Here is a 21020-nt window from a genome sequence, read left to right as displayed (position 1 = left end):
TACGTTGAAGGCCCGTCGTCCCCGGGAAGGCGCCGGTGGGACGGCGGGCCTCGGCGCGTCCGCGCCGCTCGCGCCGGTCACGCGGGGCGCCGGACCAGCAGGTAGGTGCGCCGGCTCGGGTGTTCGACCTCGGGGTGCGGTTCCCGGTCGAGGCGGGCGACGAGGGCGAGGCCCGCCCGCGCGAGGGCCGTCGTCTCCTCGGCCGGGTCGAGGTAGCGGAAGGTGAGGTCGACGGCGTGGCCCCACCACTGGGTGAGACGGGCGGCCTGTCCTTCGCGGAGCTCCGGGTCGCTGGTGTGGAAGGCGACGAGCGCGGGGGCGCCGGGGCGCAGCACGCGGGCGAACTCGGCGTAGGCGGCGGCCCGTTCGGCCCGGCCGAGGTGGATCACCGCGTACAGGCTCACGATGCCGCCCAACGCGCCCGAGCGGATCGGCAGGGCGGTCATGTCCGCCGCGAGGAACGGCAGACCGGTCCCGCGGCGTCCCACCGCGCACATGGCCGGTGACAGGTCGACGCCGAGCGGGTGGGCGCCGAACCCGGCCAGACGGGCCGTCACCTGGCCGGGGCCGCAGCCGACGTCCGCGACCGGCCCGCCGGCGGCCAGCTCGGCGAAGGCGTCCAGCAGGGCGCGGTCGAGCGGCTTGCCGTCGAGTTCCCCGCCGATCTCCCGGGCGTAGCGCTCGGCCACCGCGTCGTAGCTGCGGCGGGTCGTCAGGGGCGTCCCGGCGTCCGGGGGGCCGGCCGTCATGCCCGGGTCCGGTCGGGGCGGACCAGGACCTCGGACCCGATCGGGACGAACCCGGCGGCGAGGAAGGCCCGCAGGGAGCGCGCGTTGCCGGGGGCGACGGCCGCGAAGACGGGCTCGCCGGCGGGAACCAGCGTCAGCGCGTCGCCCAGCAGCGCTCTGCCCCGCCCGTGGCCGCCGTCGTCGGGCGCGTGCAGTTCGACGCTCAGTTCGGTGCGTCCGGCGAGCCCCGCCGCGAGGGCGACCAGACCCCGCTCGTCGCCGAACACCCGGACGTCGGAGCGGAGTTCGCGGGCGAACCGCACCCGGGGATGGTCCTCGGCCCCGGCGAGGGGACGCAGCCGGGCGGGGCCGCCCGCGCCCCGGCCCGCCAGGGTGGCGTCGACGACGCCGATCCAGCCCCCGGGACCGGCCAGAGCGCGCAGGAAGTCCGGGGACAGGGAGCCGCCGAAACCGTCGGGCCGGTGGGCGCGCACCTGTGCGGCGGGCAACGCGGTGGCGACGACGGCGTGCCCGGTGAAGGCGACCGAGCACTCCAGGCCGCCGGGCAGCGCGGGCAGGACCGTGACGCCCCCGTCGGCCGGCGGGAATCGCCCTGCGGCGGCGTCGAGGAGAGCACCGAGCAGCGGGTGCGACGGCGGATCCGCGGATGCGGGCGCCGGGTTCTCGGTTCCGTGGGGTGCGGCCCGGTCGGGCGAGTCGGTGGTCACCGGGGAATTCAAGCAGGGCAGCGCGGGGCCGCGGGACCGGGTGACGCACCGCCCTTGGTCCAAGCGCCGGTTCCCGTCCGCTCGTCGTCTCTTGCAGATCCTTCACTCCGCCCTCTGCCGTTTTCGGTCAGCCGCCCCTTAACATCGCGCCACCGCAAGGTTTCTGAAAGATTTCAGCAAGAGCCTTCAAAGACGAAGGAGCCTCCCCATGGCACGCAGCAGACCCCTCTCCGGCGTCCTCGCCCTGGCCGCCGCCCTGGCCGCCGTGGTCGTCCCCGGCGCCGCCACCGCCTCCGCCGCCCCACCCGGCGTGAAGGACGTCACCGCCGTCCTCTTCGAGTGGAAGTACGCCTCCGTCGCCACGGAGTGCGCCACCACCCTCGGACCGGCCGGCTACGGATACGTGCAGGTCTCACCGCCCGCCGAGCACATACAGGGCTCGCAGTGGTGGACGTCGTACCAGCCCGTCGGTTACCGCATCGCCGGCCGGCTCGGCGACCGCACGGCGTTCAGGAACATGGTCGACGCCTGCCACGCGGCGGGTGTGAAGGTCGTCGTCGACGCCGTGATCAATCACATGGCGGCGGGCGGCGGCACCGGCACCGGCGGCTCGTCGTACACGAAGTACGGCTACCCGGGCCTGTACTCCTCCTACGACTTCGACGACTGCACCTCCCGGGTCGTCGACTACACCGACCGCTGGAACGTCCAGCACTGCGAACTCGTCGGCCTGGCCGACCTGGACACCGGCGAGGAGTACGTCCGCAAGACGATCGCCGGGTACCTGAACGACCTGCTCGGCCTGGGCGCCGACGGCTTCCGCATCGACGCGGCCAAGCACATCGACGCCGCCGACCTCGCGAACATCAAGTCCCGGCTGACGAACCCGGGCGTGTACTGGAAGCAGGAGGTCATCTACGGCGCGGGAGAAGCCGTGCAGCCCACCGAGTACACCGGCAACGGCGACGTCCAGGAGTTCCGTTACGCCTACGACCTCAAGCGCGTCCTCAACAACGAGAACCTCGCCTACCTGAAGAACTACGGCGAGGGCTGGGGGTACCTGAACGGCTCGGGCGCCGGCGTCTTCGTCGACAACCACGACACCGAGCGCAACGGCTCCACCCTGAACTACAAGAACGGCGCGAGCTACACCCTCGCCAACGTCTTCATGCTCGCCTACCCCTACGGCGCGCCGGACGTCAACTCCGGTTACGAGTGGTCCGACGCGGACGCCGGTCCGCCCAACGGCGGTACGGTCGACGCCTGTTGGCAGAACGGCTGGAAGTGCCAGCACGCCTGGCCGGAGATCCTGCGCATGGTCGCCTTCCGCAACGCCACCCGTGGTCAGGCGGTCACCGACTGGTGGGACGACGGCGGCGACGCGATCGCCTTCGGACGCGGCAGCAAGGGCTACGTCGCGATCAACCACGAGAGCGGCTCCCTGAGCCGGACCTACCAGACCTCCCTTCCGGCCGGCGCGTACTGCAACGTCCAGAACGACACGACCGTGACCGTGGACTCCGCGGGACGCTTCACAGCGACCCTCGGCGCGGACACGGCGCTGGCGATCTACGCGGGCAAGTCCACCTGCTGAACGGGCCGGTGAGCAAGGGTCGTGAAAATTCTTTCTCGGTCTTTCATGACCCTTGCTGTAAAGCTTGCGTCGGCGATACCGTCGCGCGGGCGCCCGGCGGCACAGCCGCCGCGAGCGCAGGGGTCGGACCCGACAGAGCCGCAGCGCAAGGAGTTCCCACCTGTGATACCGAGATGGCCGGCGCCCGGGAGGCGCCGCACCGCCCACGCAGGACGAGTGGCCGCCGTCACCGTGGCCGCCCTGGCCGCCGCACTGGTCCAGCCGCTCGCCGCGCGGGCCGACAGCCCGCCCCCGCCCCCCTCCGACGCGCAGCTCGCCGCCGCGCCCGCCCGGCACGACGACACGCGTGAGCAGTTCTACTTCGTCATGCCCGACCGTTTCGCCGACGCGGACCACTCCAACGACCGGGGCGGGCTCACCGGCTCGCGTCTGTCCACCGGGTACGACCCCACCGACAAGGGCTTCTACCAGGGCGGCGACCTCAAGGGCCTGACGAGGAGGCTCGACTACATCAAGGGCCTCGGCACCACCGCCATCTGGATGGCCCCGATCTTCAAGAACCAGCCCGTCCAGGGCGTCGGGAACAACGCCTCCGCCGGCTACCACGGCTACTGGATCACCGACTTCACCCGGGTCGACCCGCACTTCGGCACCAACGCGGACCTGGAGACCCTCATCGCCAAGGCGCACGCCAAGGGCATGAAGGTCTTCTTCGACGTCATCACCAACCACACCGCCGACGTCGTCGACTACGCCGAGAAGTCCTACGACTACCTGTCCAAGGGCGCGTTCCCGTACCTGACGAAGGACGGCGAGCCCTTCGACGACGCCGATTACGCGGACGGCGGGAAGAAGTTCCCGGCGGTCGACGCCGACTCCTTCCCGCGCACCCCGACGGTCCCCGCCGCGCAGCGGAAGGCCAAGGTCCCCTCCTGGCTCAACGACCCGACGATGTACCACGACCGCGGTGACTCGACCTACGCGGGCGAGTCCGCGACCCAAGGGGACTTCTCCGGGCTCGACGACCTGTGGACCGAGCGTCCCGAGGTCGTCAGCGGGATGGAGAAGATCTACCGGCGCTGGGTGCGCGACTTCGACATCGACGGGTTCCGGATCGACACCGTCAAGCACGTGAACATGGAGTTCTGGACGCAGTGGGCGACCGCCCTCGACGCCTACGCGGCCCGGCAGGGGCGTGACCACTTCTTCATGTTCGGCGAGGTCTACTCCGCCGACACGTCGGTCACGGCCCCCTACGTCACCCAGGGCCGCCTCGACGCCACGCTCGACTTCCCCTTCCAGGAGGCGGCCCGCCAGTACGCCTCCCAGGGCGGCAGCGCGCGCAAGCTCTCCTCGGTCTTCGCCGACGACTACAAGTACACGACCGACAAGGCCAACGCGTACGAACAGGTCACCTTCCTCGGCAACCACGACATGGGCCGCGTCGGGTACTTCCTGAACCAGGACAACCCGAAGGCCACCGACGCGCAGCTCCTCGCCAAGGACGAGCTCGCCAACGAGCTGATGTTCCTCAGCCGCGGCAACCCGGTCGTCTACTACGGCGACGAGCAGGGCTTCACCGGATCCGGCGGCGACAAGGACGCCCGCCAGACGATGTTCGCCTCCCAGGTCGCCGACTACCTCGACGACGACGAGATCGGCACCGCCCGCACCCACGCGAGCGACGCCTACGACACCTCGGCCCCCCTGTACCGGCGGATCGCGGCCCTCGCCGCGCTCCGCAAGGCGCACCCCGCACTCACCGACGGCGTCCAGACGGAGCGCTACGCGGCCGACGGCCCCGGCGTCTACGCCTTCTCCCGCAACGGCCTCGGCAAGGACCCGACCGAGTACGTGGTCGCCTTCAACAACGCAGGCGTGGCGAAGGAGGCGACGTTCGTCACCGGCACCGCGAACACCGCGTTCCGCGGGATCTACGGCGTCCGGACCGCCGTCACCGCGGGCGCCGACCGCAAGATCACGGTGAGCGTTCCCGCGGGCTCGGCGATCGTCCTGAAGGCCGACCGCCGGCCGGCCGCCCCCGCCGCCCGCCCCACCCTCGCCCTCCACGCTCCCGGCGCCGGCGCCACCGGCGTCGTCGAGCTCACGGCCGACGTGACCGGCGGCGCCCGCAACCGGGTCGTGTTCGCGGCTCAGACCGGCGACGGCGCGTGGCGCACGCTGGGCTCCGCCGACCACGCCCCCTACAAGGTCACCCAGACGATCTCCGCGCACGTGCCGGCCGGCACGGCCCTGCGCTACAAGGCGGTCGTCGTCGACTCGGCCGGGCGCACGGCCAGTGCCACGGCGGCCTCCGTCACCGGCGCCCCGCCGGCCCCGCAGACGCCCACCGCCTCCTCCCGCGACTACGCGATCGTCCACTACCGGCGCACCGACGGCGACTACGCCGACTGGGGCCTGTACGCCTGGGGCGACCTCGCCGACGGCGAGTCGACCACCTGGCCCGCCGCTCACCCCTTCGTCGGCCGTGACGCGTACGGCGCGTTCGCCTATGTCAAGCTGAAGCCGGGCGCCTCGTCCGTCGGCTTCCTCGTCATCGACGAGGACGGCGACAAGGACGTCGCCGCCGACCGCACGATCGACGTCACGAAGACCGGCGAGGTCTGGATCGAGCAGGGCAAGGAGGGCGTCGTCACGAAGAGGCCCGACCACCCGGCCCAGGACACCGCGAAGGCCGTCCTGCACTACCACCGCGCCGACGGGGACTACGACGGCTGGGGTCTGCACGTGTGGACCGGCGCCGCGGGCCCGACCGAGTGGTCGAAGCCGCTGCAGCCCGCGCGGACCGACGCCTACGGCGCGGTCTTCGAGGTGCCGCTCGCCGCCGGCGCCACCAGCCTGAGCTACATCGTCCACAAGGGCGACGAGAAGGACCTCGCCGCCGACCGGTCGCTGGACCTCACCGCGAACGGCCATGAGGTGTGGCTGCTGAACGGGCAGGAGAAGTACCTCCTCCCGCAGCCCGCCGGGTCCGCGGCGGCCCTCGACCTCACCACCGCCAAGGCGGTCTGGATCGACCGGAACACCGTCGCCTGGAACGGCGCCGAGGGGGCGGCCTCCACCCAGCTGCTGTACAGCCGCACGGGCGCGATCGCCGTCGCGGACGGCCGGCTCACCGGCGCGGCCAGGTGGCTGCGGCTGACCAGGACCGCGCTCACCGACGCCCAGAAGGCGAAGTACCCGCACCTGAAGGACTACACCGCCTGGTCCGTGGACCCGCGCGACCGGGACCGGGTGCGCGAGGCGCTGACCGGTCAGGTCGTCGCCTCCCAGCGGGCGGCGAACAGCGCGGTACTGGCGGCGACCGGCGTGCAGCTCGCGGGCGTCCTCGACGACCTCTACGCCGGTGCGACCGCCGCCCGGCTCGGGCCGACGTTCCGCGACGGCCATCCCACCCTGTCCGTCTGGGCCCCGACGGCACAGCAGGTCTCCCTGGAACTCGACGGCTCCACCGTGCGGATGAAGCGCGACGACGCCACCGGCGTCTGGTCCGTGACCGGCCCGAAGTCCTGGAAGAACAAGCCCTACCGGTACGTCGTGACGGTGTGGGCGCCCAGCGTGCGCAAGGTCGTCGTCAACAAGGTCACCGACCCCTACTCGGTCGCCCTCACCGCCGACTCCCGGCGCAGTCTCGTCGTCGACCTGGCCGACGGGTCTCTCGCCCCCAGCGGCTGGGCGAAGCAGGCCAAGCCGAAGGCCGTCCCGCTGCGGGACGCCCAGATCCAGGAGCTGCACGTCCGGGACTTCTCCGTCGCCGACCCGACCGTCCCGGCGAAGGACCGGGGCACCTACCTGGCCTTCACCGACCGCGACAGCGACGGCTCCAAGCACCTGCGCGAGCTGGCGGCCGCGGGCACGTCCTACGTCCACCTGCTGCCCGTCTTCGACATCGCCACCATCGCCGAGCGCAGGGCCGATCAGGCGAGCGCCGACTGCGACCTCGCTTCTTACCCCGCTGACTCGGAGAAACAGCAGGAATGCGTTTCTGCGATCGCCGCGAAGGACGCCTACAACTGGGGGTACGACCCGTACCACTACACGGTCCCCGAGGGTTCGTACGCCGGCGACCCGGACGGGACGGCCCGTACCGTGGAGTTCCGCCGCATGGTCCAGGCGCTGAACAGGGACGGCCTGCGGGTCGTCATGGACGTCGTCTATAACCACACCGCGGCGAGCGGCCAGGCGGCGACCAGCGTCCTGGACCGGATCGTCCCCGGCTACTACCAGCGCCTCCTCGCCGACGGCTCGGTCGCCACCAGCACCTGCTGCGCGAACACGGCCACCGAGAACGCCATGATGGGCAAGCTGGTCGTCGACTCGGTCGTCACCTGGGCCAAGGAGTACAAGGTCGACGGCTTCCGCTTCGACCTCATGGGCCACCACCCGAAGGCCGGCATCCTCGCGGTGCGCAGGGCGCTGGACGCGCTGACCCCGGCCCGGGACGGCGTCGACGGCAAGAAGATCATTCTCTATGGGGAGGGCTGGAACTTCGGCGAGGTCGCCGACGACGCCCGCTTCGTGCAGGCCACCCAGCGCAACATGGCGGGAACCGGTGTCGCGACGTTCTCCGACCGGGCGCGCGACGCCGTCCGCGGCGGCGGGCCGTTCGACGAGGACCCCGGCGTGCAGGGCTTCGCCTCCGGGCTGTACACCGACCCCAACACGTCGGCGGACAACGGCACTCCGGCACAGCAGAAGGACCGGCTGCTGCACTACCAGGACCTCATCAAGGTCGGTCTGTCCGGAAACCTCGCCGCCTACCGCTTCACCGCCGCCGACGGCGAAGAGGTGACCGGCGCCGAGGTCGACTACAACGGCGCCCCGGCCGGCTACGCGGCCGCGCCCGGCGACGCCCTCGCCTACGTCGACGCGCACGACAACGAGTCGCTGTTCGACGCCCTCGCCTACAAGCTGCCGGCCGACACCTCCGCCGCCGACCGCTCCCGTATGCAGGTGCTGGCCATGGCCACCGCCGCGCTCTCCCAGGGCCCGGCCCTGTCACAGGCCGGCACCGACCTGTTGCGCTCGAAGTCCCTGGACCGCAACTCCTTCGACAGCGGCGACTGGTTCAACGCGATCCACTGGAACTGCGCCGAAGGCAACGGCTTCGGACGCGGACTGCCCCCGGCGGCCGACAACGCCGCCAAGTGGTCATACGCCAAGCCCCTGTTGACCACCGTCAGGGTGGGCTGCCCGCAGATCACCGCGGCCTCCGCCGCCTACCGCGACCTGCTGCGGATCCGCACGACGGAGAAGGCGTTCTCCCTCGGGACGGCCGCACGGGTGCAGTCGGCGCTGTCCTTCCCGCTGTCCGGCAAGGAGGAGACGCCCGGGGTGATCACCATGCGGCTGGGCGACCTGGTCGTCGTGTTCAACGCGACGCCCGACGCGCAGCGGCAGACGGTCACCGCGCTCGCCGGGACCGGCTACCGCCTGCACCCGGTGCAGGCGGCCGGCGCCGATCCGACCGTGCGCTCCGCCTCGTACACGCGGGCATCGGGCACGTTCACCGTCCCGGCCCGCACCGTGGCGGTGTTCTCCCGGACGACGCCCTAGACAGGGGCACTACGGTGGTGGAGCAGGCCCGCACCCGGTCTGCTCCACCCCTTTGGCGAGTCCGAGGTCGACCCATGAGCGTCAGCGGCAGCGGGACAGCCGCCCAGGACACGACGGTGCTCGTCGTGGACCACACGGCCGCCGGCCGGTTCGCCCTGGGGACCGTGCTGCGCCGCGCCGGTCATCAGGTCGTCGTGGTCGGCACCGGCCACGAGGCACTCGTCGAACTCGACGTACGGCTGCGCAAGGGCGGCCTGCCGGACGTGGCCCTCGTCGACGTGCACCTGCCGGACATGAGCGGCTTCGAACTGCGCCGCCGCCTCAAAGCCCGGCCGCACATGGCCGGCGTGCCCGTCGTGCACTTCTCGGGCGGCGAGGGGGACTCGGGCGAGCCCGGCGACCCGGGGGACCCGGGGGAAGGGCCGGAGGCGGGCGGCGACGCCCGTCTGAGGCTGCCCGCCTCGCCCGAGGAGATCGACGCGGTGGTCCGCGCGGCGGTGCGGGCCGCACGACTGAGGGCCGACGACCAGGCGGCGGCACGGCGGCTGGCCCTGCTGTCCGAGGCGGTCGTCGCCATCCAGTCGGCGCGCTCCCCGCAGGAACTCGTCGACGCGGCGGCCGAGGGCGCCGCACGGCTCACCGGGGCGCCCGCCGCAGTGTTCGTCCTCGGACCGGACGACGAGCTCTATCGCGGCGCCCCCCGGAGCCGGACCTCGCTTGCCCCGCCGGACGCGGACGCCCACCGGGCCGTGGTCGCCCTGCTGCGGCGGCTCGCCCACGGGCAGGCGGCGGTGCGGATCACCACGGCGCCCGCGCCGCTGTGGCCGGCCGGGTTCTTCCGGCCGGGGACGCAGCACGACGCCCGTCTGGTGCTGATCCCCACCCAGGACGGCCGGGCCACGGTCTGTCTGGCCACCCCGACCCGCGGGGTACGCCGGGTGGACCCCGAGCGCGAGTCCCTGCTGGCCCGGCTCGCCCAGGCCACCGCCCTCGCCGCCGAGCCGCTGCTGATGTACCGGGCCGAGCGGCACGTCGCCCTCACCCTGCAGCACAGCTTCCTGCCCCAGCCGCACCGGCTGCCCGAACTGCCGGGCGTCGACGTCGTCGTGCGGTACGTGCCCGCGTCCCGCGAGGCGGAGATCGGCGGGGACTTCTACGCCGCCCTGCGAGCCGGGGACGGGGTGCTGGTCGCGGTCGGCGACGTCGTCGGGCACTCGCTGGAGGCGGCCACCGTGATGGTCGAGATCCGGCACGCGCTGCGCGCCTACTGCGTCGACGAGAGCGATCCGGCCGTGCTCGCCGAGCGCCTCGACCGGATGCTGCGGCTCTACCATCCCGGGGTCACCGCGACCGTCTGCCTGGTCCTCATCGACCCCGGCACCGGCCGCGCGCACGTCGCCAACGCGGGCCACATCCCGCCGCTGATCGTGCGGGACGGCCGCGCCGCCGACTATGTGAAGGCGGCCGGCCCGCTGCTGGGCGTGGGGGTGCCCCATCCACCGCCCACCGAACTGTTCCTGGAGCCCGCCGACCGGCTCCTCATGGTCACCGACGGACTGATCGAGACCCGGGGCACCGATCTCGCGGTGTCGATGGAGCAGCTGCGCGCGGCGGCCATCGGCGCCATGCCGGGCCTGGACGCCCTGTGCGACACGCTCCTCAGCTGCTTCGGCAACGACCGCGAGGACGACGTCGCGATGCTGGCCCTGCGGCTGACCCACCAGGACCTGTCCTGAGGTTCTAAGGTGGGCCCAGTTGACCTAGAACAGGAGTGCCCATGCCGCAGATCACCGTCGAAGTCTCCTCGGGGCTCGACCACGTCGACTGGCGCGGATTCGCGCTCGAACTGCACCCGGTCGTCGTGGAGACGGCGGCCGCGCGGCTGGAGGCGTGCAAGACCCGGGTCCTGCGGACCGAGGCGGACGTGGTCGGAGCCGTCGCGGCGGACGGTGACGGGGGCCCGGCCATCGTCAACGTCACGATCGCCCTGCTGGCCGGCCGCACCGACGAGACCAAGGCCCGGCTCACCGAATCGGCTCTGGAGCTGCTGCGCAAGCACGTCCAGCCGGTCGACGGCGTGAGCCTGCACGTGTCCGCCGAGGTCCGCGACCTCGACCCGTCGTACCGCAAGTTCGAGGCCTGAGCGGTCAGGACGCGAGGGCGATCAGCCGGGCGGCCAGGGCGCCGAAGGCGCCGTCCGCCGGCTCGCCGCCCAGCACCGGCCGCAGCAGCGTGCGCAGTTCGTCGTCGTAGGCCGCGCTGACGGCGGTCAGCGCGGCGAAGTCCTGCACGAGCTGCCGTTCCAGCTCCTCGCGCGGGATGCGCCGCCCGTCCAGCCAGATCAGCGCGGTCGACTCGGCGAGCGAGATCCAGGAACGGACGACCAGTTCCAGCCGCGGCGGCGGGTCGGTGACGCCCAGGTGCGACAGGATCTGTTCGTAGGCGGCCTGGCGGACCGAGTCGACGAGCGCGTTGGCGGTCGACGAGCCGGCCGCCGGGCCGCCGCGCATGAGAGCGGAGAAACCGGGGCCGTGCGCGTCGACGAAGTCGAAGAACCGATGCATCACGCGCAGCAGCCGGGTGCCCAGCGGCCCCTCGTGCGGCTCGCTGAACCGGCTCGCCAGATCCTCCGACGCGCGCTTCAACGCGGCTTCGTACAAGCTGAGTTTGCCGGGGAAGTAGTGGTATACGAGGGGGCGCGAGATGCCCGCGGCCGCGGCTATCTCGTCGATCGAGACCTCGTCCGGCGAACGCTGGGCGAACAGGTCGAGGGCGACGCCGATCAACTGCTGCCGACGCTCCTCGACTCCCATTCTGCGACGGACCCCGGTAGTCATACGAACACCTTACCGATCGAATCCGGACGCGAACGGCCCGGACCGATCCAGGTGTTCCCCGCCGTGCGTCGGCCGCGCGATCACATGTCGAGCACCAGGCGCGCGCCTCGTGCCCGCGAGACGCAGATCAGCATCGAGTCGCCGCGCTCGGCGTCGGTGAGCAGCTCGTCTCCAGCACCTTCTCGTGCACCTCGCGCGAGCCGCCCCGGCCGTCCGGCACGAGCCGTGCGGACCCCGCGCTGCCACAGGAACGCCATGGTCGCGAACGCGGCCGCCCAGGTCCGTGCCCGGCGCCGGTAGCCGCCGTCCACGTGCTGGAAGAGGTCGAAGGCGACGGACCGGTGCTCGACCTCCTCCGCGCCGTGCCAGCGCAGTAGGTCCAGCATGGTGGGGTCGGGGAGAAGGACACCTTGCGGGCCTTGAGGGGCGCCCGGCCGGCCTTGTTGGACATGACGTCAATGTACTGACGGGTAGGCCGTGGGCGAGCCCCTGTGCGAGAACTCGCGCGGGCGGCCCGTCAGCGCAGTCCGGTGATCCGCCGGCCGTCCTTCAACCGGCCCTCGAGACCCGCCCGCGCACCCTGCTTCGCCGCCACCGTCAGGAGGTTGCCCGGCCCGGAACCGCGCACCCCGCCCGTCGACCGGACCGAGGCCGTCTCCTTGTCGCCGGCGGCGAGCAGGTACCAGTGGCCGCCCTTGGACTTCCACAGCACCCCGGACAGCACGTGCGGATCGCGCGGACCACACGCCGGCACGTCCCCGGCCTTCGCCACGGCCGCCCCGAACAGCCCGCCGGGCGTGTGGAACTGGGCCAGCACCCGGTTCCCGTCGCCCCGCCAGGTCTCGGCCCTGGTGCACACCCAGGCCGCCGAGCCGCTTCCGTCGGGCAGCGGCTGGCGCGCGTATCCCCACGCGTTGACCGTCCGTACGCCCTGTCCGCGCGCGTCGGCCAGCGAACAGGCGAACGGCGCCCAGGTCCGCAGCGCCTGCGCGCCGCCCGCCTCCTTGGGGGCGGTCGGCCGCCCGGCGGTGAGGCGGGCGGGCACGAGCTCGCCGAGGTCGCTGAGCAGACGGGAACCCGAGGCGTCGGTCAGCTGCAGCACGTTCCACGTCGTGCACGTGCCGGACCGGGTGGCGGGGCTGGCCAGCGGCGAGGTGATCCCGTCGGTCAGCGTCAGTGCCATCACCCCGGCGCCCGGCTTCGACAGGTCCCGCTCGGCGGCCCCGGTCACCCAGGGAGCCGTCAGATAGCGGACGTTGCCGTCGGCCCGGTCCAGCACCAGCGCGGCCGCCTCGGCGCCGGTCGCGCCGTCGACCCGCGCGAAGTCGAGGGCCGCCCCCGCCGTGCCGTCCTTGGGCTCCGCGTAGCGGGCGATGCGCAGTCCGTCGTAGAGGATCACCACGCGCGCGTTGCCGACCTCGCCCGCGTACAGGAGCTGCGGCGGACCGGCGGGACCGCCGGCGGGCGTCTGCGGAGTGGCGGACACCTGGACGGTCTCACCCGGGCGGGCCCAGACGGCGAGCGCGCGGCGCAGCAGCGTGGTGTCACGAGTCAACGCGCCGCGCGCGGGCCACACCGAGAAGTCCGTGCGGGCGGAGGTCTTCCAGACGGCGGGGGAGATCCTCACCAGCCGTCCGGGGTCGAGGGCGGCCTCGGCGGCCGGGTTCTGCGCGTACGCCGGGGCCGCCGCGCCGTCCGGTCCCCAGCCGTCGCCGGGCAGCGCGACCAGCGCGCCGCACACCGCGAGCGCGGCCGCGGCGGCGAGCGCGGCCCGCGTGTGCCGACGGCGGCGCATCAGGTCGGTGGGCCGGGCCTGCAGCGAGCAGGGGTCGAACTCGGAGGAGTCGGCGAGCAGCGCGTACTGCGCGACCGGGACCCCGGCGGCCTCGCGCAGGGCCGCCTCCACCTCCTGGACGCCGGCCTCGGTCAGCACCTCGCGCACATCGCCGTCGGGGAGCCGCTCCAGGCCGCGCAGCGCGTAGGCGGCCCGGGCCGGCCCCGAGAGGGCGGCGAGCCGCTGGTCGAGGGCGAGCTCGTCCGACCCGCCGGAGCGGGGGAACAGGCGCAGCCCCCACACCTGCGGGAACAGCGGCGGCAACTGCGCCCGCTTGGGCCAGGCCCGCAGCGTCAGCGGCAGCCCCGCCTCCAGCGCCGTGCGGACCACCTGGAGGCGGACGTAGGCGTACCCGGGGTCGCCGTCGCGGCCGGCGGACTGGGCCGGGATGACGGGGGCGGAGGCCCGCCCGCGGGGCAGGGCGCGCTGGACGAGGGCGTGCGCGGTCAGGACCCGCCGACCGCGGCCGAGGCCGGGCGGCAGCACGAGATAGGCGAGCCGGACCAGACGCGGGTAGTGCTCGACGAGCGCGGCTTCGGCCTGCTCGGCGTCGACGATCCGGTCGGCGGCGGATCCGGCCGCGGGGCGTGGGGCGACATCTCGTGACTGCACGTCCAGCAGAACGAGCGAGCCCGGGGATGGTCACCGCACCGGGCCGCACCCCGGTCACCGCTACCGGCCGGGCCGCCGCTCAGGCCGCGACCCCGCCGCTCAGCCCGTCACCAGGGCCCGCGCGTAGTTCGCCATCGATCGCTGGTAGCGCGGCAGGTGCGGGGCCAGGGCGCCCAGGACCAGGGACAGGCCCTCGCGGTCGCGGCCGAGGTTGGACAGGCACAGGGCCAGCGTGGCGCGTACGGCGTCGTCCAACTCGTCGGACGGCGCGGTCAGTTCGGGGGTCAGCAGTTCGACGCCCTCGTGTGCGCGGCCGATGTTGCGCAGCGAACTGGAGAGCTGGATCTTGGCTCGCCTGCCCTTGTAGCCGCTGACCTCGCTCAGGCCGCGGGCGAGCGCCTCCCGGTACAGCGGGGCCGCCCGGTCCGAGTGGCCGGTCGAGTCCCAGGCGCAGGCCCGCTCGAAGAGGCCCAGCGGGCTGCCCTCGGGCAGTTCGGCGGCGAGCGCGTCGATCACGGCCCGGAAGTCCGCCGCCTTCTCCTGCGGGTAGTCGTCGAAGGCGGCCCAGGCGGCGGTCACGCGGTCTTCCCAGTCTTGGTTCACCGGCCCACTTTCGCACGCCTGTCCCCGCCGGGCGCCGGTATTTTGAGCGCACCGCGCGCTGGAGCCGTATCCAGGACGAGGCTCTTGCAGGGAGGAACAGATGAAGGTGACCCGACCGATGCTCGCGGCGGCGGCCGCCGCCGCGGCACTGCTGCTGGCGGGGTGCTCGTCCGGCGACAAGGAGGTGGCCGTCCCGCAGACGGCGACCGGCAGCCTGGAGCACATCGCCGCCGAGGCGAAGTGCACGCCCGACATGCAGACCGACGCCGACGAACTGCGCCAGGCCCTCTGCAAGAACGCCGCCGGGAAGTTCATCCTGCTGACCTTCGCCACCGACCGCGGCCAGCGCGAGTGGATCAACGGGGCCAAGGACTACGGCGGCCACTACCTCGTCGGCCGCAAGTGGGTGGCCGTGGGCGAGCAGACGAGCACCGTGACGGCATTGCGCAAGACGCTCGGCGGTGACATCGAGGAGGGCACGGACCACTCCACGCACGCCTCGCACGAGGCCACGGAAGGCGCCACGCACTCCGGTCACTGAACAGGGCCCGGCGCTCGGGGACGGACCCGGCACACGAAGAAGCCGGCGGTGAGGGGTTCCTCACCGCCGGCTTTCTCGGTCGGCGTGCTCAGCCGGTCCTCTCAGCGGGTCACTTGCACTTCTGGCCGGTGTTGATGCAGTTGACCATCTTGTTCATCAGGTTCGTGGAGAAGAAGTTGATGAAGTCGTTGTGGTCGGTGATCGGCTTGTGCAGGTTCTCCGGGAAGGTGTCCACCGCGTACGGGTTCACGACGGTCCCGTTCTGCAGCTTCGGGGCCGGGACGTTGTAGACCAGCCGGACCTGGAGCTGGGGGATCGCCTTGAAACCGTTGGCGCAGGTGCCGTCCGCCTGGACGAAGGCCACGTGCGTGCGGTGGTTGGCGGAGTCGATGTTCTTGCCGTCCCAGCAGCTCTGGAAGTTGGTCGTCCGCACCACCTGGCTGCCCTGCGGGCAGATCGGGTACTGCGTCTCCAGCTGCACCTTGTTCTCGAAGCCGGTGCAGCTCCAGTTCACGTTGGCGTTGCCGTTGCCGTTGACGAAGGCCTTGGCGTCACCGGTGATGATGCGCAGGGCCGTCGGCATCGCGACGACGTTGCCCTTCTTGTTGCCGACGAACTTGATCTGCGCCTGGGCGGGCTGCAGGATCTTGCCGACGTTGCCTTCCTTGCCGCCGCCGTCCTTGTTCTGGTCGAAGTCCTTCGTGCCGTCCTGGACACGTATGACCGGCCAGAAGTACGAGGACTTGTCGCCCTGGTTCTGGCAGCTGGTGCCGGCTGCCAGAAGCTTCTGGTCGCTCGCGAACGCGTCGTTGTTCTGGTTGCCGACGTAGTCGTGCAGGTGGTGGGCGCCGTTGGCGACGCCGGGAGCCACGATCACGTTGTCCGTGTTGTGGTTCTTGTTGGCGTTGGTGCCGCAGTTCGAGGTGAACGTGCCGCGAGAACCGCTGTTGCCGTTGGCGGGCAGACCGTTCTGGCCCACGCCCAGCTGCGCGTTCGCCTGGACCTTGGTGATGTCCACGAAGTCCGCGGCGACCGGGCCGTTGCCGCCCTGACCGCCCTGACCGCCCTGCTGCTGGCCGCCGCCCTGCTGCTGACCGCCGTTCTGCTGGCCGCCCTGCTGCTGACCGCCGTTCTGCTGGCCGCCCTGCTGCTGGCCGCCGCCCTGCTGGCCGCCCTGCTGCTGGCCGCCGTTCTGCTGTTGGCCGCCGCCCTGCTGACCGCCGTTGGCCTGCCCGGCGTTCGTGTTGTTCGCCGCCTGTGTGGTGCAGGCCGCGAGCTGGCTCAGCGAGTTGTCGAACTGGCCGCCCGAGCGCTGGATGTTGATGCGGATCCGGTCGATCGTCGCGGCCCGCTTCTCCTTGAGGGGGCCGACGATCGCGTTCTGCACGAAACCGGAGTCACCGGCCTGGGCCTGGCGGGTCGAGGCGAGTCGGGCGTAGGCCTCGGTGATCTGCTTGTCGAGGTTGGCCAGCTCGGTCGCGACGCCCTGCTTGGCCCCGTTGGGCACGCTCGTCAGCTTCTGCCCCACGTCCGGGCAGGAGATGGTGGCGACCTGCACGGCCGCGTTGGCGGCCTTGGTCTCGTTCTGGCCCGAGCTGTTCGACTCGTGCGCCGAGGCGTAGAAGTTCGCCCAGATCAGCCCGCCCCCGCCGAGCGCTAGGGCCGCCGATGCTGCCACGGCCTTCGTGGCCATCGACGAACGGCGTTTACGTGTGTTGCGTCCCATGGAACTCCTCTGACTTCCTTGCGGGGCAGCATCGAGGCGCCCGACAGGAGTGAAGCTGAAGCTGCTTCCTCCCTTACGCATCACGCCTCACAGGTGTTCAGTCCGCTCAGAAATTCATGAGAGGTCCCTGCGACAGAACAACCCCAAAACCCTCACAGCACCTACCGGTTGCCGGTCTCAGCGGCCCTGGTCGAGATAGGCCAGCACCGCCAGAACCCTGCGGTTGTCGTCGTCGGAGACCTCCAGACCCAGCTTCACGAAAATGTTCGCCGTGTGCTTGGCGACGGCCCGCTCGGTGACGACCAGACTGCCCGCGATCGCCCCGTTCGACCGGCCCTGCGCCATCAGCTCCAGAACCTCCCGTTCGCGCGGGGTGAGCCGGTCCACCGGCCCCCGCCCGTCGTTCGTGCGACGGGCCAGCAGCTGCTGGATCACCTGCGGGTCCATCGCCGTGCCGCCGGCGGCGACCCGCCGCACGGCGTCCACGAACTGCTCCGCGTCGAAGACCCGGTCCTTCAGCAGGTAGCCGACCCCGCCGCTGCCGTCGGCGAGCAGCTCGCGCGCGTACAGCTGCTCGACGTGCTGGGAGAGGACGAGCACCGGCAGCCCGGGCCTCCTGCGGCGGGCCTCCAGCGCGCACTGCAGACCTTCGTCCGTGTGCGTGGGCGGGAGCCGGACGTCGACCACGGCGACGTCCGGCTCCAGTTCGGCGAGGGCCCGCTCCAGCTCGGGTCCGGTCTCGACGGCGGCGGCGATCTCGAAGTCGTAGGCCTCCAGCAGCCGGACGAGACCGTCCCGCAGCAGGAAGAGGTCTTCGGCTAGGACAACACGCAAGGAATCTCCATGGTCACCATGGTGGGACCGCCGGCGGGGGAGCTGACGGCCAGGACGCCGTCGAATGTACCCAGCCGGCGCTCGATCCCGGCCAGCCCCGAGCCCGCTCCGACCGCCGCGCCGCCCCCGCCGTTGTCGGTGACGGAGATCCGCAGACTGCCGTCCGAGTGGCGCAGGTCGACCCAGATCCGGTCGGCGCCGGAGTGCTTGACCGCGTTGGTGAGCACCTCGCTCACCGCGAAGTAGGCCGCCGACTCCACGGGCGCGTCCGCACGACCGCCCTCGACGTCGACGCTCACCTCGGTGGCGACCGGCAGCCGCAGCGCCAACGCCCGGACCGCGTCGCCCAGTCCGCGCTCGGCCAGCACCGGCGGATGGATGCCGCGCACCAGGTCGCGCAACTCGGAGAGCGCCTCCGCGGACGACCGGCGAGCCTGGGAGAGCAGCGCCTTGGCCTTCTCCGGGTCCTTGTCGACGAGCATCTCGACGGTGCCGAGATCCATGCCCATCGCCACCAGCCGCGCCTGGGCGCCGTCGTGCAGATCCCGTTCGATGCGCCGCAGTTCGGCGGCGGAGGTGTCCACGGCGTCCCGTCGGGTCTCCGTCAACACCCGCACACGCTCGGCGAGTTCGGCCTGACTGGGGGAGAGTACGGCCCGGGTGAGGCGGAAGTGGTTGGCCAGCAGACGCGGCGTGCAGAAGTAGCCGGTCACCAGGAGCACGCAGGCCAGGGCCGCCGCGCCGAAGGCCGACGCCTGGCCGGTGACCGGCACGAAGGCGTACCAGTAGGTGTCGCCGGTCGCGTCCCGGTACACCCGCCACAGCCCGGCCGCCAGCGCGAACCCCTCCACCGCGTAGAGGGCCAGCGCGGCCGGCAACAGCGCGGTCACGTAACCGGCCGTCATGTCGACCAGGAGCCATCGCAGATCACGCCAGGTCGCCGGGTCCCGCAGCATCGCGGTCGTGCGTGCCCACGGTCTCGCGTCCTTGGGCACCGGCCGGTAGGCCGAGGGGATGCGTATGCCGCACCACTTCGCCGCCAGCGCCCGCCGCCGGTCGGCGAAGGACCGCACCCAGGTGAGCGCCCACGGCGTCGTGACCAGCCCGACCCCCACGACCGGGACGAGCGAGATCGAGACGACGGCGACCGTGTAGCACAGGATGGCCTCGGGCAGGCACACCAGGGCCAGGACGAAGCTCCGGCCGGAGGCCAGCGCCGCCGCCCGCGCCCGGGTGCCCATGCTGCCGCTTTGCGTGTTGGCGTTCATGGCATCAGTCTCGCGGACCGTCGAGCGGCGGTCACGGGGCCGAGGTCCCCGCTCAGGGGGTGGTGCCAGCTACACCCTCGCACTGCGGCCCGCCGGGGGCGCCCGCCGCGAGCACCTTCGCCTCGACCTCCGGGTCCAGGCCGTTGCGGGGGCGGTCGGGGCGTCGGGGCGCCGTGCCGCCGATCGACGTCAGCCAGCTCCAGGTGTCGGCGACGGTCTCCTCGACCGGGCGGCAGACGAGCCCCGCCGCCACCGCCCGCGAGACGTCGGCCCCGTGCAGCGCGTCGTGCAGGTCGGAGCCCGGCGGCACCCACACGGGCAGCTCGGTCCACGGCTCGATGCCCGCGTCCAGGACGGTCTCCGGCGCCGTCCACCGCAGCTCGGCGTCCGAACCGGTGGCGCGCACGCACGCCTCCAGCAACGCGCCCATCGTCGCGTGGCCCTGCGGGCTCATCAGGTTGTACGCCCCGGCCAGCTCGCTCCCGACCGCCCCGAGAATCCACTCGGCGAGGTCGCGGACGTCGACGTACTGCAGGGGCAGGCCGTGCGGGCCGGGTGCGAGGACCGGGCCGCCGCGCGCGATCCTGGTCAGCCACCAGGGCAGCCGGCCGACGTTCTCGTACGGGCCGAGGATCAGCCCGGACCGTACGAGGACGCTGTCCCGCTCGCCGAAGGCTTCGAGGGCGGCCAGCTCGCCGCCGCGCTTGTCCCGGGCGTAGTCCCTCTGCTCGGCGCCCGGTTCGGCCCCCTCGACGACCGTCGCGTCCTCGGCGTACCCGGCGGGCGGAGCCCAGGCGTACACCGAGCAGCTCGACACGTACACGTACCGGCGGGCGCGGCCCCGCAGCAGCCGCGCCGCCTCGTGCACCGCGCGGGGCGCCGCCGACCAGGTGTCCACGACGGCGTCCCAGTCGCCCTCGTCGCCACGGGCGAGCGCGGCGAGGCCCCCGGGCGCGGTGCGGTCGCCGGTCAGCGACCGGACGCCGGGGACGGGCGCGTGCCTCCCCCGATTGAGGACCGTCACCTCCCAGCCCCGCCCGAGGGCCGCCTCGACGACGGCCCGCCCCGCGAACTCCGTCCCGCCCAGCACCAGAAGTCTCATACCGGTGACTGTGCCCGGTGCGGGCGCGACGGGGAACCGTGCTCTGCCGTCGGCAGACGAACCGGGTCAGCGGGCGGTCGGCGGGGTGTACTTGTAGCCGACGCGGCGCACCGTCTGGATCGACTGGCGGTGCTGTGCGCCCAGCTTGCGGCGCAGCCGGGCGATGTGGACGTCGACCGTGCGCCCGTCGCCCACATGGCCGTACCCCCACACCGTGGTGACGAGCTGGTCGCGGGTGTGCACCCGGTTCGGGTGCGCCACCAGGTGCGCGAGCAGCTCGAACTCCAGGTAGGTGAGGTCGAGTCGCTCCCCGTCCACCTCGGCGGTGCGCTGCACGGGGTCGATCCGCACGAGCGGGCGTCCGGCGCCCTCGGCCGGGCCGGTCTCGTCGGCCGCGGGCCGGTCCGGCACCGCCACCGGCAGGAAGGGCGGCTGCTGGTCGGCCGGGACGAGCACCAGGTAGCCGATCATCGGCGGCCGGCCCGGCAGCGCCGGCAGGGTGTGCTGGGGGGCGGGCAGCCAGGTCGTGCCCGGCGGCAGGAAGTCCACGGCCTCGACCGTCTCGTCCCGGTCGACGGCCCGCAGTCGGTGGCGGGCGGCGCCGTTGGGAGCGGCGGCGGCGGCGGTGAGGGAGGGAGCGGAGGAGAGAGAACGAGTGGTCGCCATGAGAGGTCAGCTCTTTCGCGCGAGGAGTTCGTCGGGGAGGACGACGGCCGCGATTCGTGGTCGGGCTCGTCGAGGACGTACGTCGTGTGCGCGCTGGCCGAAGGCCGGGGTGTACGGCTTTAGAGGGCCGGCGCGTTCGTCGCGCGGCAACACACCCGGTCGAAGTCGTGGTGCTGACGGGAGGGCCAGAAGGGCTCGAGGTCATGGCGACCCGTCGCGGTGTTCTTCTGGAAGCTGGCCATGGCCCCATTGAAGCAGACACCCGCCCGTTACAGGAGCCTCCTCTCACAGCGGTAGGCGGCGGTCAGGTGCACCAGGGCGCGGGCCGCCAGGCGGTAGCCGAAGGCGCCGAGCCCGACCACCACACCGC

Annotated in this window: 16 protein-coding genes and 1 pseudogene; 5 read left to right on the top strand and 12 right to left on the bottom strand. The window is 72.6% G+C overall.

Going from position 1 to position 21020, the window contains the following annotated elements; genetic code table 11:
* Positions 1-77 precede the first annotated feature (77 nt).
* Positions 78-749 (bottom strand): class I SAM-dependent DNA methyltransferase, encoded by a 672-nt coding sequence (locus ACFVYK_RS29275; protein WP_389779219.1) that lies wholly within the window; start codon positions 747-749, stop codon positions 78-80.
* The gene (locus ACFVYK_RS29270) at positions 746-1456 is read right to left on the bottom strand and encodes a hypothetical protein (protein ID WP_389779218.1); all 711 of its coding nucleotides are present in this window, start codon (positions 1454-1456) and stop codon (positions 746-748) included. Before ACFVYK_RS29270 ends, ACFVYK_RS29275 begins: the two co-directional genes overlap by 4 nt.
* Before the next feature lie 208 nt (positions 1457-1664).
* On the opposite strand from ACFVYK_RS29270, the gene ACFVYK_RS29265 reads away from it, so the two are divergent.
* The 4 genes from ACFVYK_RS29265 to ACFVYK_RS29250 all read left to right on the top strand — a co-directional run bounded on the left by ACFVYK_RS29265 (position 1665) and on the right by ACFVYK_RS29250 (position 10770).
* Entirely contained in the window at positions 1665-3050 is a 1386-nt protein-coding gene (locus ACFVYK_RS29265) for an alpha-amylase family protein (RefSeq protein ID WP_389779216.1), read from the top strand.
* A gap of 162 nt (positions 3051-3212) precedes the next feature.
* Positions 3213-8627 carry a pullulanase-type alpha-1,6-glucosidase gene (pulA, locus tag ACFVYK_RS29260; protein WP_389779214.1) on the top strand — a complete coding sequence of 1805 codons (5415 nt, stop codon included), beginning with the start codon at positions 3213-3215 and terminating at the stop codon, positions 8625-8627.
* Positions 8628-8701: 74 nt separating this feature from the next.
* Positions 8702-10363, top strand: a complete 1662-nt coding sequence (locus ACFVYK_RS29255; RefSeq protein WP_389779212.1) for a SpoIIE family protein phosphatase — start codon at positions 8702-8704, stop codon at positions 10361-10363.
* A gap of 41 nt (positions 10364-10404) precedes the next feature.
* Positions 10405-10770, top strand: coding sequence for a 5-carboxymethyl-2-hydroxymuconate Delta-isomerase (locus ACFVYK_RS29250; protein WP_389779210.1), 366 nt, complete (start codon positions 10405-10407; stop codon positions 10768-10770).
* Positions 10771-10774: 4 nt separating this feature from the next.
* On the opposite strand, the gene ACFVYK_RS29245 is transcribed toward ACFVYK_RS29250, so the two are convergent.
* From ACFVYK_RS29245 to ACFVYK_RS29230, 4 genes and pseudogenes are all read right to left on the bottom strand, one after another.
* Positions 10775-11464 carry a TetR/AcrR family transcriptional regulator gene (locus ACFVYK_RS29245; protein ID WP_389779208.1) on the bottom strand — a complete coding sequence of 230 codons (690 nt, stop codon included), beginning with the start codon at positions 11462-11464 and terminating at the stop codon, positions 10775-10777.
* Positions 11465-11691: 227 nt separating this feature from the next.
* A pseudogene (locus ACFVYK_RS29240) lies at positions 11692-11859 on the bottom strand (metal-dependent hydrolase); the annotation flags it as partial.
* A 122-nt stretch (positions 11860-11981) separates the two neighbouring features.
* Positions 11982-13910 (bottom strand): hypothetical protein, encoded by a 1929-nt coding sequence (locus tag ACFVYK_RS29235; protein WP_389779207.1) that lies wholly within the window; start codon positions 13908-13910, stop codon positions 11982-11984.
* 99 nt (positions 13911-14009) lie between these two features.
* Positions 14010-14513, bottom strand: a complete 504-nt coding sequence (locus tag ACFVYK_RS29230; protein WP_389779205.1) for a tetratricopeptide repeat protein — start codon at positions 14511-14513, stop codon at positions 14010-14012.
* Positions 14514-14613: 100 nt separating this feature from the next.
* Here ACFVYK_RS29230 and ACFVYK_RS29225 point away from each other — a divergent pair, with 100 nt between their 5' ends.
* Positions 14614-15054, top strand: coding sequence for a hypothetical protein (locus ACFVYK_RS29225; protein WP_389779203.1), 441 nt, complete (start codon positions 14614-14616; stop codon positions 15052-15054).
* Between the two features lie 109 nt (positions 15055-15163).
* Here ACFVYK_RS29225 and ACFVYK_RS29220 read toward each other — a convergent pair whose 3' ends face one another.
* From ACFVYK_RS29220 to ACFVYK_RS29195, 6 genes are all read right to left on the bottom strand, one after another.
* Positions 15164-16780, bottom strand: a complete 1617-nt coding sequence (locus tag ACFVYK_RS29220; RefSeq protein ID WP_389779202.1) for a DUF1996 domain-containing protein — start codon at positions 16778-16780, stop codon at positions 15164-15166.
* 177 nt (positions 16781-16957) lie between these two features.
* Complete coding sequence (locus ACFVYK_RS29215) at positions 16958-17614, bottom strand: LuxR C-terminal-related transcriptional regulator (RefSeq protein ID WP_389779200.1); 657 nt, start codon at positions 17612-17614, stop codon at positions 16958-16960.
* Positions 17599-18882, bottom strand: coding sequence for a sensor histidine kinase (locus ACFVYK_RS29210; RefSeq protein ID WP_389779198.1), 1284 nt, complete (start codon positions 18880-18882; stop codon positions 17599-17601). The genes ACFVYK_RS29215 and ACFVYK_RS29210 overlap by 16 nt, the downstream gene beginning before the upstream one ends.
* Before the next feature lie 52 nt (positions 18883-18934).
* Complete coding sequence (locus tag ACFVYK_RS29205; RefSeq protein ID WP_389779196.1) at positions 18935-19984, bottom strand: NAD-dependent epimerase/dehydratase family protein; 1050 nt, start codon at positions 19982-19984, stop codon at positions 18935-18937.
* A 66-nt stretch (positions 19985-20050) separates the two neighbouring features.
* Positions 20051-20650: a winged helix-turn-helix domain-containing protein gene (locus ACFVYK_RS29200; protein WP_389779194.1), complete on the bottom strand. Its 600-nt coding sequence runs from the start codon at positions 20648-20650 to the stop codon at positions 20051-20053.
* Between the two features lie 119 nt (positions 20651-20769).
* Positions 20770-20892 carry a hypothetical protein gene (locus tag ACFVYK_RS29195; protein WP_333741507.1) on the bottom strand — a complete coding sequence of 41 codons (123 nt, stop codon included), beginning with the start codon at positions 20890-20892 and terminating at the stop codon, positions 20770-20772.
* Positions 20893-21020 lie beyond the last annotated feature (128 nt).

This window comes from Streptomyces sp. NPDC058291 (genome assembly GCF_042880855.1).
Lineage (GTDB): Bacteria > Actinomycetota > Actinomycetes > Streptomycetales > Streptomycetaceae > Streptomyces.
This window is presented reverse-complemented; position numbering and strand designations above follow the sequence as displayed.

Bases quoted from the DNA above. Each gene is read 5' to 3' on its own strand.
- ACFVYK_RS29225 (WP_389779203.1), top strand. From the start codon at position 14,614: ATGAAGGTGACCCGACCGATGCTCGCGGCGGCGGCCGCCGCCGCGGCA.
- ACFVYK_RS29265 (WP_389779216.1), top strand. From the start codon at position 1,665: ATGGCACGCAGCAGACCCCTCTCCGGCGTCCTCGCCCTGGCCGCCGCC.
- ACFVYK_RS29205 (WP_389779196.1), bottom strand. From the start codon at position 19,984: ATGAGACTTCTGGTGCTGGGCGGGACGGAGTTCGCGGGGCGGGCCGTC.
- ACFVYK_RS29200 (WP_389779194.1), bottom strand. From the start codon at position 20,650: ATGGCGACCACTCGTTCTCTCTCCTCCGCTCCCTCCCTCACCGCCGCC.
- ACFVYK_RS29210 (WP_389779198.1), bottom strand. From the start codon at position 18,882: ATGAACGCCAACACGCAAAGCGGCAGCATGGGCACCCGGGCGCGGGCG.
- ACFVYK_RS29275 (WP_389779219.1), bottom strand. From the start codon at position 749: ATGACGGCCGGCCCCCCGGACGCCGGGACGCCCCTGACGACCCGCCGC.
- ACFVYK_RS29220 (WP_389779202.1), bottom strand. From the start codon at position 16,780: ATGGGACGCAACACACGTAAACGCCGTTCGTCGATGGCCACGAAGGCC.
- ACFVYK_RS29250 (WP_389779210.1), top strand. From the start codon at position 10,405: ATGCCGCAGATCACCGTCGAAGTCTCCTCGGGGCTCGACCACGTCGAC.
- ACFVYK_RS29255 (WP_389779212.1), top strand. From the start codon at position 8,702: ATGAGCGTCAGCGGCAGCGGGACAGCCGCCCAGGACACGACGGTGCTC.
- ACFVYK_RS29245 (WP_389779208.1), bottom strand. From the start codon at position 11,464: ATGACTACCGGGGTCCGTCGCAGAATGGGAGTCGAGGAGCGTCGGCAG.
- ACFVYK_RS29195 (WP_333741507.1), bottom strand. From the start codon at position 20,892: ATGGCCAGCTTCCAGAAGAACACCGCGACGGGTCGCCATGACCTCGAG.